This is a genomic window from Chloroflexus sp. MS-G (genome assembly GCF_000735195.1).
Classification (GTDB): Bacteria; Chloroflexota; Chloroflexia; order Chloroflexales; family Chloroflexaceae; genus Chloroflexus.
This window is the reverse complement of record NZ_JPIM01000032.1, coordinates 12,326-27,488: the sequence shown is the minus strand read 5'-3', so window position 1 is coordinate 27,488 and position 15,163 is coordinate 12,326. Positions and strand designations below refer to the sequence as shown.

Sequence of the window (15,163 nt, the reverse complement as noted above, 5' to 3'; positions counted from 1 at the left end):
GCTACTCGCCAAAGTTCTCTTCAACCAGTTTGGTGAGGGCGGCAATCACTTCAGCCTCATCTTCACCACTAGCCCGCAAGCGAATTTGATGACCCTGGCGAACACCAATCTGCAACAAATTGAACGCAGTCACTGGTAACTCTTTCGTTTGCGGTCGACTCAGATTCTGAATAGTCACCGTACTCTTGTACGCACGAACGGTTTCAACAAAGAGCTTAGCCGGACGTGCATGCAGACCAACCGGATTTGTCACTGTCAATATTACTTCTGTCATACTGTTACTCATACACTTTGATCAACTCACGGGCCTGCAATGCTGCGGCAGCGACATGTTCAAGAGTTGCGGTACTGCTTGACGCTTCAATCGCAGCCAGATAAGCCCCTTCTACCAGTGGAGCATTACTGATGTGCACCGGTGGACCAGAAAATTGCTCCAAGGCGGTTTCCACACTCATCACAGCGCTCCCCAAATCTACGAGGGCCAGAATGCCATCGGTGGAACGCAATTGCTCCAGGCCGGCCAAAATACGTTCAACACTGGTACCAAGAGAACCATCGCTGGCGCCACCAGCAGCGATAATCGGTATCTGACCACCGCTGATCTGACCGACAAATTCTTGTACGCCTTCTGCCAGTCGTGCGCTATGCGAGACGATTAAGAGACCTATCATGCCACCTCCTCATTTCGGCTACACGTCATCGCCAGCGCTCGCAGCAGGTACGCTGTCGAGGTTGCTCCAGGGTCCTGATGACCGATGCTGCGCTCACCAAGGTACGATGCACGTCCCTTCATCGCCAGCATTGGAATAGTAGCTTTAGCACCAGCTTCGGCTGCCGCCGCAGCCTGCTGCAAAGCACGCCCCAATGATCGACCTTCCGCCAGAGCTGTGCGCAGGGCTTCAATTGCAGGGGCCAGTGCGTCAACCATGGTCTTTTCGCCACGTTGAGCTTTGCCACGTGCGATAATCCCCTCCAACGCCGCTTCTAGCGCGAGAACAACATCTTCATCGCTCATTTCGTGGCGATCAGCGAGTGCCATACCAGCCCGCACAAAAGCAGTACCGTACAGCGGTCCCGATGCACCACCAACTGTCGAGACAATGGTCATTCCAGTTGTTTTAAGAACTGTACCGATATCTTTGTCAGCAACCGTTGGCAGACGGTTAAGTACAGCCGAAAACCCGCGATCAAGATTTGCTCCATGGTCGGCGTCGCCAATAGCAGCGTCAAGTGCGGTAAGCTCATCGCGGTGCTCATGGATAATTGCCGCCGCCGCAGTTAGGAAGTGCGTGACGTGTTCTACCGTAACTGGCATCGTTGCCTCGCTCAGGACTCAGAGTGCGTGCTGATAATTTTGCCGCGTACTTTAGATAGCGGTGAATAACGTGTATCTTACCACAGATACACTTCAGGCTTACGCGGCACGCTGTTGGTTGACGAGCTATTTCTTATGTATGCTAGAACATCCCTGACACCAAATCAAGAGGTCTCGACGCCATTGATGGGCGATTTTTGTTTCAATCCTGCAACATCTCATCCCAATGTTAAGCAAAATGTGAATGTCGTGAGCAGTTCCCCTCCGTTCACCATCTTCCATACGGCTGTATTCGTTTGTCTAGATGAGCATTTCCAGGAACTCCCTGCGCATCTTGATGAAGGATGACGTTAGTAGTCCAAACGATTAGAGAGGTGTTCAGCATCTTCAATAAAATAGTGAAGATACACCGACGAAACGGAGGCATCCGCTGTCGATGGCCTCCGACTCACGCAATCACGTAGAGCCTATCCGAATATATCGTCACGTCCAAGACGGAGGAAAAGGGCGAGGCGGCGCAGCGACCGTGCTCACGCTACTCACCCCGCAGCGCGCCATCAATCAGACGCATCCCGTGGTCGTCATCTCGGTGGATAGCGATGCAACGGATGCCGTTGCGACCGATGCCTCCCAGTGTACACTCGCGAGTACGCCAGACAGCACCCTTTTCATGTCTCGCTGTCTGCATTTCTCTTCCGGTAGCTCTCGCAGGCGCGGAAGGTGGCTGGATCATGGACGCCACGCACATCGTTCACCCATCTAGGAGACGATACATTGATGCTATAATGGCATTTGGTCACATTTGCCCTTTGCATACATATAGGAGACGCCCAGTAATCGTGAGCTGAACGGTTTTCCCGGTACCCGAACGGATATTGACACCTCGAACTAGACAAACATATGAACGATGAATCATTAAAACGCCCACTGCTCTCGGTTATCATACCCTGCTACAACGAAGCGGCAACGTTGCCCATCATTCTCAACAAGGTTGAAGCAGTTGATCTCGATAAAGAAATCATCATTGTCGATGATCACTCAACTGATGAGACACCGCGGGTATTGGCTGAACTGTCCAGCTCTCGTCCACATCTCACGGTGATTCGGCACCCGCACAATCGGGGGAAAGGCGCAGCCGTGCGCAGTGGTTTGGCTCACGCCCGTGGCGAAATTACGATTGTGCAAGATGCTGATCTGGAATATGATCCGCAGGATTATTATGAGTTGGTGAAACCTATCGTCGAAGGACGGGTGAACGTGGTATTCGGTAGCCGGTTTCTCGGCCGACATACCGGTATGTATTTCTGGAACGCCGTTGGAAATAAGTTTCTGACATTCCTGACCAACTTTTTGTTCAATTGCTGGATCTCAGACATGGAGACGTGCTATAAAGTGGTACGAACTGACATTCTGCGCGATTTGCAGCTTGAAAGTAACGATTTTCGGATCGAACCAGAAATCGCCGCAAAGGTATTACGGCGCGGTCAACGGATTTACGAAGTGCCGGTAAGTTATCTTGGCCGCACGTATGAAGAGGGGAAGAAAATGAAACCAATTCAAGGCATCTACGCCATCTTTGCCCTCTTCAAGTATCGATTCTGGTGGTGAACAGGAGTGAAAAGCAATCCCCCACACAGAGGTAACCGCAGGTCACCTATACTTGTGCAATCAAGTAATTTGTGATACAACACTCAAGAAAGGCGGGTTGTGTACCTGCTACCTATTTCGCTGAGAGGCGAGTGAACGGGGAACCGATACGCTCGCCTTTCGTTCGCTACGAGGCATCCATGCGCGTCGCAATGTTGAGTGTCCATAGTAGTCCACTGGCCCGGTTAGGAAGTAAAGAAGCTGGTGGAATGAATGTCTATGTGCGTGAGTTGGCCCGTGAATTAGGGCAACGCGGGATACTGGTTGACATTTTTACCCGTAGTCAAGAACGTGATGCGCCCACCATTGTTCCGTTAAGTCGTGGTGTTCGTCTGATCAATCTGCATGCTGGCCCGACAGCGCCTTACGATAAGTATCAGCTTCTGACCTATTTGCCCGAATTCGTGAGTCGGGTGCGCTGTTTTGCCGATGGTGAAGATGTGAGTTACGATCTTATCCACAGCCATTACTGGTTGTCGGGTAAAGCTGCCCTGGCCTTGCGGCGGGTGTGGCAGGCGCCGGTCGTACATATGTTTCACACCCTCGGTGCAATGAAAAATAGTGTTGCCCGTTCAGCAGAGGAGGTCGAGACGAGTCACCGCATTGCAATTGAACGTCGGCTGCTGCACGAAGTAGATGCAGTGGTGGCCGCGACACCCCTTGACCGTGCCCAGATGGTCTGGCACTATGGTGCTGATCCTGGACGGATCCGGGTTATTCCGTGCGGAGTTGATCTCCAACGGTTTCAACCAGGTGATCGCAACGCTGCCCGCACAGCACTCAGTATCGCAGATGACGCGATCGTGCTGGTCTGTGTCGGTCGCATGGAACCGCTGAAAGGTATGGACGCCTTGATCCGGGCAGCGGCACGTCTCATTGACCACCATCCTGAATGGCGCGATCGATTACAGGTGGTTTTGGTGGGCGGCGAGGACGAAACGCAACCTGCACAATGGAATAGTGAACAGCGTCGGCTTGATCAGCTACGACGGACGCTCGGCGTACAGGCCCAGGTACAGTTTGTCGGCACACAACCGCAAGAACGGTTACCGCTCTACTATGTCGCTGCTGATGTGGTGGCCGCACCGTCACACTATGAATCATTTGGACTAGCCGCGCTCGAAGCTTTGGCATGTGGTGCAGTGGTGGTAGCTTCTAATGTGGGTGGTCTGGCACTGACCATTGAAGACCGACGGAGCGGATTGCTCTTTCCACCTGATAACGACGCTGCGCTGGCCGCACACATCGAACGAGTTCTGACCGACGAAGACTTGGCTGCCCGCCTGCGTTCGGCAGCGGTACAGCGTGCAGCCGAATATAGCTGGCCGACCATTGCCCGACGGATCATTGCACTCTACGAAGATGTAACGACAGCGAATGCGGCATTCTGGTCGGCACGACGATTGGTGCGTGTATCGTGAAACCTTCACTGGCATTATTGATTGTTGGCACACTGTATCTGGGTGTGGGCTGGATGCTGTCAGCCATCGGGCCGAGTCTGCCCGCTCTCGCCAGGCAAGCAGGTCATGAAGTAACCGATCTGGGTGCCATTTTTACCGCATTTTCGCTGGGTGGTGTGTTAGCATCAGTAGGTGTCGGCGCTGCCATTCAGCGCTGGGGTTTGCGTACTGTAATTGCAGCCGGCTCAGCATGTATGGGAGCCGGTATGCTGGCACTTGGGCTTAGCCCACTGCTGGCCGGGATGTTGATCGGTGCCGGTATGGCTGGCTTTGGCTATGGCGGGATGTTGGCCGGTGGCAATCTCCTGATTGCGCGTCTGTATCACGGTGCCGCTGGCGCTCTGAATGCGCTTAATCTGTTCTTTAGTGTCGGCTCAATCGGTGGACCACTCCTCGTTGCATTGATGCTGGCCGTGATTGATCAACCACAGGCTGCGATCTGGATGGGGGCAGTGCTGATGCTAGGGTTGGTCTGGCCGGCATCGCGCCTGCAAGAACCGACACAGGCACCGTCAGCGCAGATGTCGGGGGCTCCGCGCTGGTTGGCAGCCGTCACGTTGGGCATTCTGATGTTTACCTACATCGGTACCGAGATCGGGATCGGTGGCTGGATTGCATTGATCCTCGAACGAGGGGTTGGTATGATCGCCCCGCTTGCCGCACTGGGGAGCAGTCTCTTCTGGGGTATGTTGACTGTCGGTCGAATGGCAGCGGTCTTTTGGGGTGATCGGTTAGGGCCAATTCACCTGTTGTTACTGTGCATTAGCGGGCTTGCTCTTGGCGGTCTCTTGTTGGTGATAGGTACAACCGAGGCCAGTTTGGCACTAGCAGCAGTGGCATTCATGGGGTTATCGTGTGGTCCGATCTTTCCTACAACTATTCTCTTGATTACGCAGGCTGCCGGACGTAGCCCAGCAGCCCTGAGTGTGGCCTTAACTATTGGCACCGGCGGGGGTCTGTTTCTTCCGGCATTGTTTGGTCAATTAATCGGATGGTTTGGTCCGGTGAGTGGGGCCATAATGGTGGTGGTAGATGCTGGATGTATGCTGTTACTGCTGTTGGTTGCCCGCTATGGGATGAAGCGCGACCCAGCGGTTGCTGAGATGTCAGTGGGATAGCAGACAATGCTCACTATTGATCTCAATTGCGATTGTGGTGAGAGTTACGGTGCTTTTCGAGTAGGTGATGACGAAGGCATTTTGCCATTCGTTAGCTCAGCCAATGTCGCCTGCGGTGGTCATGCTGGCGATCCGATGGTTATGCGCCAGACAGTACGGCGTTGTCGCGAATTGGGGGTAGCAGTCGGCGCTCACCCTTCGTACCCTGATCTGCACGGCTTTGGGCGGCGGGTCTTGCCGCTGACCTCCGACGAGATTGAAAACTGGGTTCTGACACAAATTGGCGCTCTCGCTGCTATCACATGCGCCGAAAAGGTTGAGTTATGTCATGTTAAACCCCATGGCGCGCTCTACAATGTGGCTGCCCAGGATATGGTGGTAGCAATGGCAATTGCGCGGGCAGTTGCTGCATTCAGTCGTGAGTTAGCGCTGGTTGGGTTAGCCGGCTCAGCCCTGATCGCTGCTGGTCACGAGCTTGGTCTACCGGTACTGGCCGAAGCGTTTGCCGACCGAACTTACGAGGCTAACGGACGATTGCGCGACCGGCGTCATGCCGATGCGCTGATCATTGATCCAGCCCAGTGTCTGGCACAGACGTTACAGATCGTTCGTGACCGGATGGTGGTCGCTGTCGATGGTACAGCGGTACCATTACAAGCCGACACCATTTGTTTGCACGGCGATACTCCAGGGGCAGCAGCGCGAGCAGCGGCATTACGCCGTGGGTTGGAAGCCGCCGGAATCGCAGTACGGTCACCACAACGATGAGCGGGCGAGTTGATCCCTTTGGCGAAGCAGCGTTTTTGATCCGATGGTCATCATCATCGGCTGCTAGTAGTGCACCGCTGGCGGCTATGGCTGCTTTAGAACACGATCCACCGCTCGGCGTGCTTGATCTGATCCCAGCAATTGATTCACTGCTGGTCTGTTTTGACCCACTCGTTACTGATCGCAACCAACTGCTCGCCCGTTTGGAAGAATTGGTGCGTAATCCTGCCCCACGCATCACATCCTCTGGGCGCAAGATAACTATTCCAGTGCGCTACGGTGGTGATGATGGCCCGGATCTGAATGATGTGGCGAAACAAATAGGGCTGACACCGTCTGAAGTGATTGAACTACATACGACGACTGTACAACAGGTCTTGATGATTGGCTTTGCTCCCGGCTATCCGTATTTAGGCTGGTTACCGCCGGTGCTTCACCTGCCACGACGGGCAACGCCTCGCCCGGCAGTACCGGCAGGTTCAGTAGCTATTGCCGCCGGTATGACCGGTATCTATCCAACAACATTACCGGGCGGCTGGCATCTCATTGGACGTACCAACGTGCGTTTGTTTGATCCGTCAGCAGATCCACCAACCTTATTACGACCCGGTGATTTGGTACAGTTTGTGGTTGATGAGAGTGCTTAGAGAGTGTCTGAAAACACTCCTATGACCTCGTAACCTGGGCGAACGGGCCTCTGGCTCGCGTCCTAATGTGAACAGGCTAAGCCCCCCAACTAAACGGTTGTCTGATGTAATCGTGCAGGTCGGCTCACGGCACGGCCTCCATTTCCTTCCCCCTTCCACATTGCGAGGAAAGGGGAGAACGATTAGGAACACAAGAGTTTTTCAGACATACTTCTTTATTCATGAAAACCGTATATCCTGGTGCTCGGGCCTGTGGCCCATATCCTACCCTGAGTGAAAGAACGAAGGCACGTTCCGCTAGCTTGCCGATAAGACTTGTTCACCCCATCCCCCGTATGTAGGAGACCTAAGAGCCTGATCAAAAACCCGGATGTTGCATGAGGCTCGTACCGGGCATATCCGACCATTGCGTGCGCGGGCCACCATGCGTTCGCACCAGCCCCCCACGTCCCCCCTTCCGCTCCCCGTGTGGGAGCGGAAGGGGGCCAGGGGGAAGGTGAGGGCGTGCCAGCCGTGCGCCGCAGCACCAACGCTGACACCGGTGCAACCCTCTTCCAGCTCATCACGGAGACGCATACCTTACCCGCCAACGGTTCCCTAACCATTACGGCGCTGATCGCTTCCCAATCGGTTTCAACCATTCGCCGCACCGGCGGGCCAGAGGCCCGCGTACCCAGGCTGGTGCCTCGGTAAACCACAGTAGAGAGTGCTGCCCCCTCGCTGATCCACCGTTCTGCTTGACTAGTATGAGAACCTATCCGAAATATCCTGTTGCGGGAGATGAAGGTCATCAAATGTTGACCCTTTATCAAGCGTCATCTCCTACGATCCCGGACCACGTTCGGACACCGATCAACGCGGGCCATTCAGTAATCAGTGGGTAAAGCAGTGCCGAATCCTGCACGTTGGGGTTCATTCGTAAGGGCAAAGCAGTGAATCACCCCAAATTGTCGGAGAACGCTCTCTCCTGCGAACGATACCTGGCCGGGATCACGTTTCTGCATCGGGCAATCGATGGCGTAACACCAGGAATAGGGCGTAGCAGATCTACGCCCCATCCTTGATCATTGCGATCTACTCCTATTCCGGCGAGCAACAAACAATCCTGCGCCAACCAGGGCAATGACAAGTAGAACAATCCACAGCCAACCCGGAGCCGTGTTCCCACTCGGCGTCGGCTGTGGTTCAGGCGTTACAGCAGGTGCCTCGGGTGCGACAGTTGGCGTCGCCGTAGGTGGTACCAGGGGAGCCGCTACTAGTGGCCGTGGCCCGACAAAGACGGCTGTTGTCCGTCCGGGCACACTGAAGCTCCCGTCAGCATTGTAGCGTGATAGGGCGACTCGTTCATCGCTCGATGCGATCTGGACATCGTGCAGACGCAGATCGCCGTTAGCCAGTTCGGGGATGGTGATGGTTACCGTTTCTGGCCGGGCATTGAACAAGACAACCACCTGACCAATATTCGGATCAAGCCGATTTGGGCCGTTGTCGCTAATACTCATAACAATTAGACCGGGAATCTGATCAGGGCCGTTATTGAAGAACGACACCATACGCTCGACCTCAGCAGCCGTGCGTAGGCGGAAGAGAGGGGTACTGCGCCGGATGCGAAGCATCTCGCGGAAGTGCTCGTAGGTAGCTTGCATCAGCCGAGCATCGGGTTTTAACTCAGGATTAGCTAGCAACGGTGCCATGATGGGCCAGTTACTCTGATTATCACCGGCAGGTGGCAACCCTGAACCGAAGGTATTTTCCTGGCCGCTCCAGTCAATTCGGTTAAACCAGTCGGAGGAGTTGTAGCTATTGCGGTCGAGCGATTTCGAGCGCAGGAACTCATCTCCGGCGTGGAAGAAGGGAATACCCTGCGCCAGTGCTGTGAGCGAAAGGCCGAGTTGGGCCATCCGCACTCGCTCGGTAATCGAGGTCGTAGCGGCAGCCTTGAGCTGCACAGCATCGAACAGCGTCTCGTTGTCGTGAGCTGAAACGTAAACAATCTGCTCTTGCGGATCAAGGGTGTAACCGCCAGCAGCACCACGGTACTTGATCTGCTCACCCGTTACAAGGCGTCCCTCGTAGTTGATCATGCGGTACGTTTTGAGATTACCGGCCAACCCTAGCTTAATCAGATCGGTTTCGGCCAGCAGTTTGATCCGTTGGACATCAGGGGTACCCTGCGGAAAATCGCTCGGATCGGTCGCCAGACCAGAAATGAAACCCTGTAAGCGTGGATCATCGAACGGGCCACCACCACGGGCCGCATCACGCAGCCGATCAGAGAAGGTACCGATGCCGGTACCGGCCATATTGAATTGGGTCGCATTGATACCACGAGCATTGTTCGCAACTTCACCGAAGTTCCAACCTTCACCGTACAAGATGATAGATTTGCCGTCTACACCATCGTGCTCAAGAGTCAGTGCATCGAGAGCTGCCCGAACGGCCAGCATATTGTCTTTCATATGATGGCCCATCAAGTCGAAGCGGAAACCATCGACCTTGTAATACTTTGCCCAGAGCACGACCGAGTCGATCATTAACTTCTCCATCATACGGTGCTCGGTAGCAGTATTGGGACAGCACGTCGAGGTAGTGACATTGCCATCAGCATCGAGCCGATGGTAGTAACCCGGTACAATCCGATCCAGGACCGAACGCGGATGTTGGCCGCTGGCGTTGGTATGGTTGTAGACGACATCCATGACAACGCGCAAGCCAGTTTCGTTGAGCGCTTGCACCATCTCGCGAAATTCCAAAGTGCGTTGTGGCCCATCGGGGTTGGTACTGTAGCTACCCTCTGGCACCGAGTAATGGAAAGGATCATACCCCCAATTGAAACCATCGAGGTCGCGGATCGGTTCGATGATAGCTTGTTGTTCAGGTGAGTCGGGCGGAAGTGCCCGTAACTGATCGTAGGGGAGCGGTACTTGCCGTTCACGAATCTCTTCAATCGTCGCAATATCAAATACCGGTAAGAGATGCACGTGCGTCACGCCAGCTTCGGCAAGATCGGCTAGATGGCGCATCCCAATGCTGTCGCGAACCGTAAATGCCCGGAACGTTCCGCGCAGTTCAGGCGGCACGGTCTCGTCGAGAATACTAAAGTCGCGCACATGTAATTCGTAGAGCACAACATCTTCCGGTGCAGCAAGTGGTGGCTTACGCAGCGTGTCCCAACCGGGCGGTTGTAGAGCCGGATCATTCAGATCGATAATCTGGCTGCGCGTACTATTGGCGCTTAAGGCCACCGAATAAGGATCGGTCACCAGATTTGTCACAACGCGCCCAACATTCGGTACATAGACATCAACTTCAAACAGATAGTATTGCCCAATCCAACTTGCCTCACCGCGAATACTCCAGACTCCGGTCGCTGCATCGAGTGTCATCGGCAGGACAACCGCACGAGTTTCGGGATTGGCATCAGCAAAACGGTGTAAACGCACCTGACGAGCAGTTGGCGCCCAAACCCGAATGGTTGGCAGACCATCTTCAAAGGTCACCCCCAACGGGCCATCGTAAGGGAAGAGAGCATCGAGTGCACCGGGAATTTGCACCCGTGTTGCATCGAGCGGTTGACCATTTTCGTCATACATTGCCACCACCAATTGACCGCGCGTCAGACCAATCAAGCGAGCACGGTCGAGCGGAGGCAACTTGAACGCGCTGAATCCGGCTAGATGGGGGAATTGTTTCAGCGCCGACCCAGGCCCCGCTGGCGAAAATGTAAGATCGATCCGCTGCCCGCCCACTACACCTTCGGGGGTCAGTTTTATTGCACCAGTTGGGTCACTAAACAACGCATAGCGGTAACGTGGCGTACCGATGACATTCCAAACGATAGTGTCGGCGTTCACCCAGTATGCACGGGCGCGGGAAATATCGCCTTTAGGTGCGCCAGCCGTTGAAATCGTCACTTCACCACTCCCAACATTGTAACCAATGTATACCTCACCACCCTCGGCGACAGTGATCGTAAAGGGCGCTCCATCAGGCCCCCCTTCACCAATTGCGCCGGTTAGTGTTTCACCAATTGCCAGCCGCAACTGATACTCACCAGCCGGAATGCGATTGGTTGTAAACGTAAATAGACCATCGCCGTCGGGGTCTTGCAGCCATGCCCCAAGACACGTCGGATCGTTGGCGACCGGACACCCTAGTGCAGTCTGAAAATCACCTACTGCAACGATGATTGGAGTATTAATGCTGTCGGTAACCCAATGCGTCTTGTGATCATAAATGAAGCGTACCGTCGTCGGTGCCGGCACCTGTAACGGAATGTTAGGCCCATCACGGCGGGCGTTCAAGCCGTAATTTTCGGCCCAACTATCGTTGAGAGCAACCTTGTATTCGTAGGAGCCAGCAGGCAACTCAAAGCGGGCACTCCACACATCGGTTGCCGGATCGTAAGCCAAATACGTCACACTACACGACGGTTGCCAATCACCAGGGCATCCCAGAACACTCTGGATGGTACCGGGTATTGTGACGGTTTTAGGATCAGGCGTGGTTTGCGCTAACACCGGAGTCTGAATGAATAACCAGCAGAGCAACCAGATGACCGTGATTGCCGATACGGTGCGCCGGGGCAAGACAGCGAGTCTCATAGTCTTCACCTGGAGTTAGTTAGCAGCGAAACTATTTGCGCATAGTATAGCACAATGTTGATGACGCTGTGGTGATCATCGGCGCACGGCGGTACCGTTCCTCGCCTGCCAGGATGCATGTGTCAAGGCGCAGGGCGCTGCACCCATCCATCACGGTTCACTCAGCAGGATAGGGCGTCGTCTTATCTCATCAGGCGACTCCATCGGCATCAGGCTGATTGTCACTTTTCATCTGTTGTGCTGTGGGGCGTCGGCTGAAGGAGCGAGAAACGACGCGCCTCAGCAACAATCTGGGCTTTTGCCGAGACGCGACCATAGCATCTCCAGCCTGGTGCGGGGAACGGTGGCGAGCAACGCAGGCGTCTCTTCGCCGCGATAGAAATGGATAGCACCGGGTTCAGCGCTGGTGCTGCGGCGCACACCTGGTGCCCCTCACCTTCCCCCTTAGCCCCTTTCCTCTTCCACACGAGGCAAGGAAGGGAAGACGGAGCGTTGCTGGCGGGAAAGCATGTTGGCACCTCCTCACGCAATGGCCACACGGGTACGGGACGTGCCCAAGGAGAAAGCTGAGTTTTGATCAGGCACCGCAGGCCTATCCAAAAGATTCTGTTGCGAAAGATGCAGGGCATCGAGTACGATTTTGAGATCAGGTGCGGGTCTCAGGAATAGGGCTGGGCCAGTATCTGCCCATACCCCCGGTACGTATGTTAGGGCACTGCTTTACCCTACCCCGCATCGGAAACCACCGGTGCATCCAATTCGCGTTCCTAGCCTTCACCTCTAATCCAGGTATGGAAGTCAGCGTCAATGGCTCGTGAGAAACCGCTGATCATATGGTTCATCTTATGTTCCATTGCCCGCTCACCGATTGACTGCAAGACATGACCGGGCATAAACCAGAGAACTCTCGGCACCGGGATCGTCATTGCCAATTCCACAGCATATTCAACCTCGGTTATGTGCGCATGAGGATAGAATACCGCTTCCGCGAAGAGCTGACCGGGAAACACAAAACCAGAGAGGTCAATCGGTGGTCCATCATCAACCGGTACAATGCGAATCAGGCGGTGTGGTTCAAAGACCGCTGCAATATCAAAGTAACCGGCCATCGCGTGACCATGGCCATCAGTTGCCCCTACAACCAGCCGGTAGCGGTTGGGGGCATACGCAAAGACTTCAATCACGTCGGGTAGCAGACTGAAGACCGCAGGTATGTCACAGAAATACTCGTAAGCCAGATCGAGCGGCCCATTGAAACGAAACAGATGAACGGCGGCACCGCTGAGATCGACTGCCCGGCGATGCTCTTCATTGGTTACAGAGGGTGAATAGGGCGCCGACATAGACGCTCCTCAGCGTTCATCCGAACATTCGGACAAACACACTTTTCATATATGACATCAATTGCCGTCAGTATAGCATCTCCAAGCGCTTTCTGCAAGTAGAACCAGGATTGACGTTTTGCTTCTTACGTAATAAAATGTTCTCAGAACCGCGATGACAGTCCGCAGCCAGGCTAGCGGCGGGAAGGAGCGATCAATGGCTGTGAAAGACAGTGGCGGCATCTTTGAGATGATGTTCCGCGAAGTAGGCTTCTTTTGGGAACAGGTCTGGCAATGGGCAGAAGAGCAGGCCAAAGCCGACCGTGAGCAAGAGAAGGTTGATCAGCAACGCCGATTGGCTGAAGCACAGGCCCGTTTACTTGAGCAGATTCGGTTGGCTAAGGAAGCAGGTCTCGACGTTGATCGTATCATGGCTACTATTCAGCAGGAGTTGAAGAAGTAGTAGCGGGATACGAGAGGTGTCCTACTGAGTTCGGGAATTGCACAAAGATACTGTGCTTGTTCGGGCAGGTGAAGGCAAATCCTTCACCTGTCTTATGTTGATCGGGCATACCGGACGATGGCCCGCACCTTGTAGTCACCGCACATTACGCATTGATGTGGATGGGTTGAGAACCCATCCATCCCTCTCCCTTTTCACGCAATCCCACTGTTAGGCAAAAAAAGACGCTTCAGCCCTCTCTGAATAAGGAATCGGTCGCTTGCAACTAGTTCCGGCAAGTAAGCTATAATAAGCGAAGAAGAATCAGTGGCGTATCCTGCCAAGGAAATGTGACCATCAGCCCGAGGAAACGGCATGCCAAAAGATGTTATTACTCCACGCAGTGTAGACTATAACCAGTGGTACCTCGATATTGTCCGTGAAGCCGATCTGGCTGAAGTGGCAGAAGTGGTACGTGGTTGTATCGTCGTCAAAGCTCACGGCTGGGCGATCTGGGAACTTATGCAGCGTGAGCTTGATGAGCGGATCAAGGCAACCGGCCACTCCAATGTCCAATTCCCATTGCTCATTCCAAAAAGCTTCATTATGAAAGAAGCAGAGCATGTCGAGGGATTTGCGCCAGAAGTAGCTGAAGTGACCCGTGCCGGCGGCGAAGAGCTGGCCGAACCGTATGTTATTCGACCAACCAGTGAGACGATTATCGGCTACTTCTACAGCAAGTGGATCCGCTCGTACCGCGATCTGCCGTTGCTCTACAACCAGTGGGCCAATGTGATGCGCTGGGAAATGCGCACTCGTCCATTCTTGCGCACGGCAGAGTTTTGGTGGCAAGAAGGGCACACGGCGCACGCAACCGAGGCTGAGGCAGAAGAAGAGACGTTGCGCATCCTGCACGAAGTCTACGCCGATTTTGTTGAGAAAGAGATGGCAGTACCGGTGATCCGTGGTCTCAAAACCGAAAAAGAGAAGTTCCCCGGTGCGCTGCGGTCGTACTGTATCGAGGCGATGATGCAGGATGGGCGAGCTTTACAGGCCGGTACGTCACATAATCTCGGTCAGAATTTTGCCCGTGCCTTCAATATCACGTTCACCGATCAAAACAACACCATTCAATATGCCTGGACAACTAGCTGGGGAGTGAGCACTCGACTGATCGGAGCGTTGATCATGACTCACTCTGATGATGAAGGGCTGGTGTTACCGCCGAAATTAGCTCCCATTCAGGTAGTCGTGGTGCCGATTTACAAGAACGACGAAGAGCGCAGTACAGTAATGGCGGCGATTGAACGCATGACCGCTCCCTGGAAAGGGCGCCTGCGCTTTAAGGTTGATGACCGCGATAACTACAGTCCGGGCTACAAGTTTAACGAATGGGAGTTGAAAGGGGTACCGGTTCGCATTGAGGTTGGGCCAAAAGATGTCGCTAAAGAGACGGTAGCGCTCGCACGTCGCGATCTGCCCGGTAAAGCCGGGAAGAGTTTTGTACCACAGGCCGGTTTGATAGAACGGATCGAGGCATTACTGGCAGAAATGCAGACGGCTCTCTTCCAACGTGCGCTCGCGTTCCGAGAAGCGCATACGGCTGACGTTTCCACCTACGATGAACTGAAGGCGCAGGTTGAACGTGGTTTTGCCCGCGCATTCTGGGCTGGTGATACTGCGGATGAAAAACGGATCCAGGAAGAAACACGGGCAACGATCCGCTGTATTCCACTTGAACAGCCGGGCGTTGTGGGACGTTGTGTCTACACTGGTCGCGAAACTGATCGCCAGGTAATCTTTGCACGAGCTTATTAGTGGCTGGCCCCGTTCGGCTAGG

The 15,163-nt window shown here is 54.3% G+C and carries 13 protein-coding genes; 8 read left to right on the top strand and 5 right to left on the bottom strand.

All coding sequences use genetic code 11. The annotated features are described in order from the left end of the window. Window position 1: 1 nt before the first annotated feature. The 3 genes from JE47_RS0107880 to dhaL are packed head-to-tail and all read right to left on the bottom strand — an operon-like array spanning window position 2 to window position 1,315. Window positions 2-274 carry an HPr family phosphocarrier protein gene (locus tag JE47_RS0107880; protein WP_012660651.1) on the bottom strand — a complete coding sequence of 91 codons (273 nt, stop codon included), beginning with the start codon at window positions 272-274 and terminating at the stop codon, window positions 2-4. Window positions 275-278: 4 nt separating this feature from the next. Further along, a complete protein-coding gene (gene dhaM, locus JE47_RS0107875; protein WP_031459231.1) occupies window positions 279-671 on the bottom strand; it encodes a dihydroxyacetone kinase phosphoryl donor subunit DhaM in 393 nt (130 codons plus the stop codon). After that, entirely contained in the window at window positions 668-1,315 is a 648-nt protein-coding gene (dhaL, locus tag JE47_RS0107870) for a dihydroxyacetone kinase subunit DhaL (RefSeq protein ID WP_031459230.1), read from the bottom strand. Before dhaL ends, dhaM begins: the two co-directional genes overlap by 4 nt. A gap of 900 nt (window positions 1,316-2,215) precedes the next feature. Between dhaL and JE47_RS0107865 the strand changes: the two genes are divergently transcribed. From JE47_RS0107865 to JE47_RS0107840, 6 genes are all read left to right on the top strand, one after another. Continuing rightward, on the top strand, window positions 2,216-2,923 hold the full coding sequence (locus JE47_RS0107865; RefSeq protein ID WP_031459229.1) for a glycosyltransferase family 2 protein: 708 nt from the start codon (window positions 2,216-2,218) through the stop codon (window positions 2,921-2,923). Window positions 2,924-3,102: 179 nt separating this feature from the next. Further along, complete coding sequence (locus JE47_RS0107860; protein ID WP_031459228.1) at window positions 3,103-4,383, top strand: glycosyltransferase; 1,281 nt, start codon at window positions 3,103-3,105, stop codon at window positions 4,381-4,383. Then, window positions 4,380-5,540: an MFS transporter gene (locus JE47_RS0107855; protein ID WP_081910002.1), complete on the top strand. Its 1,161-nt coding sequence runs from the start codon at window positions 4,380-4,382 to the stop codon at window positions 5,538-5,540. The genes JE47_RS0107860 and JE47_RS0107855 overlap by 4 nt, the downstream gene beginning before the upstream one ends. A gap of 6 nt (window positions 5,541-5,546) precedes the next feature. Continuing rightward, on the top strand, window positions 5,547-6,308 hold the full coding sequence (locus JE47_RS0107850) for a LamB/YcsF family protein (protein ID WP_031459226.1): 762 nt from the start codon (window positions 5,547-5,549) through the stop codon (window positions 6,306-6,308). Beyond that, a complete protein-coding gene (gene pxpB / locus JE47_RS0107845; protein WP_031459225.1) occupies window positions 6,305-6,955 on the top strand; it encodes a 5-oxoprolinase subunit PxpB in 651 nt (216 codons plus the stop codon). The genes JE47_RS0107850 and pxpB overlap by 4 nt, the downstream gene beginning before the upstream one ends. A 504-nt stretch (window positions 6,956-7,459) precedes the next feature. After that, complete coding sequence (locus tag JE47_RS0107840) at window positions 7,460-7,648, top strand: hypothetical protein (protein WP_031459224.1); 189 nt, start codon at window positions 7,460-7,462, stop codon at window positions 7,646-7,648. A gap of 371 nt (window positions 7,649-8,019) precedes the next feature. Here the strand turns inward: JE47_RS0107840 and pulA are convergent, their stop codons facing one another. Both pulA and JE47_RS0107830 read right to left on the bottom strand, forming a co-directional pair. Beyond that, window positions 8,020-11,559 (bottom strand): pullulanase-type alpha-1,6-glucosidase, encoded by a 3,540-nt coding sequence (gene pulA, locus JE47_RS0107835; RefSeq protein WP_031459223.1) that lies wholly within the window; start codon window positions 11,557-11,559, stop codon window positions 8,020-8,022. Between the two features lie 767 nt (window positions 11,560-12,326). After that, the gene (locus JE47_RS0107830; RefSeq protein ID WP_031459222.1) at window positions 12,327-12,902 is read right to left on the bottom strand and encodes a DUF1997 domain-containing protein; all 576 of its coding nucleotides are present in this window, start codon (window positions 12,900-12,902) and stop codon (window positions 12,327-12,329) included. Between the two features lie 196 nt (window positions 12,903-13,098). On the opposite strand from JE47_RS0107830, the gene JE47_RS0107825 reads away from it, so the two are divergent. Both JE47_RS0107825 and proS read left to right on the top strand, forming a co-directional pair. Next, window positions 13,099-13,344 carry a hypothetical protein gene (locus tag JE47_RS0107825; RefSeq protein ID WP_031459221.1) on the top strand — a complete coding sequence of 82 codons (246 nt, stop codon included), beginning with the start codon at window positions 13,099-13,101 and terminating at the stop codon, window positions 13,342-13,344. Window positions 13,345-13,698: 354 nt separating this feature from the next. Further along, window positions 13,699-15,141, top strand: a complete 1,443-nt coding sequence (gene proS, locus JE47_RS0107820; RefSeq protein ID WP_031459220.1) for a proline--tRNA ligase — start codon at window positions 13,699-13,701, stop codon at window positions 15,139-15,141. Window positions 15,142-15,163: the final 22 nt, after the last annotated feature.

Bases quoted from the DNA above. Each gene is read 5' to 3' on its own strand.
- JE47_RS0107880 (WP_012660651.1), bottom strand. From the start codon at position 274: ATGACAGAAGTAATATTGACAGTGACAAATCCGGTTGGTCTGCATGCA.
- dhaM (WP_031459231.1), bottom strand. From the start codon at position 671: ATGATAGGTCTCTTAATCGTCTCGCATAGCGCACGACTGGCAGAAGGC.
- dhaL (WP_031459230.1), bottom strand. From the start codon at position 1,315: ATGCCAGTTACGGTAGAACACGTCACGCACTTCCTAACTGCGGCGGCG.
- JE47_RS0107865 (WP_031459229.1), top strand. From the start codon at position 2,216: ATGAACGATGAATCATTAAAACGCCCACTGCTCTCGGTTATCATACCC.
- JE47_RS0107860 (WP_031459228.1), top strand. From the start codon at position 3,103: ATGCGCGTCGCAATGTTGAGTGTCCATAGTAGTCCACTGGCCCGGTTA.
- JE47_RS0107850 (WP_031459226.1), top strand. From the start codon at position 5,547: ATGCTCACTATTGATCTCAATTGCGATTGTGGTGAGAGTTACGGTGCT.
- pxpB (WP_031459225.1), top strand. From the start codon at position 6,305: ATGAGCGGGCGAGTTGATCCCTTTGGCGAAGCAGCGTTTTTGATCCGA.
- pulA (WP_031459223.1), bottom strand. From the start codon at position 11,559: ATGAGACTCGCTGTCTTGCCCCGGCGCACCGTATCGGCAATCACGGTC.
- JE47_RS0107830 (WP_031459222.1), bottom strand. From the start codon at position 12,902: ATGTCGGCGCCCTATTCACCCTCTGTAACCAATGAAGAGCATCGCCGG.
- JE47_RS0107825 (WP_031459221.1), top strand. From the start codon at position 13,099: ATGGCTGTGAAAGACAGTGGCGGCATCTTTGAGATGATGTTCCGCGAA.
- proS (WP_031459220.1), top strand. From the start codon at position 13,699: ATGCCAAAAGATGTTATTACTCCACGCAGTGTAGACTATAACCAGTGG.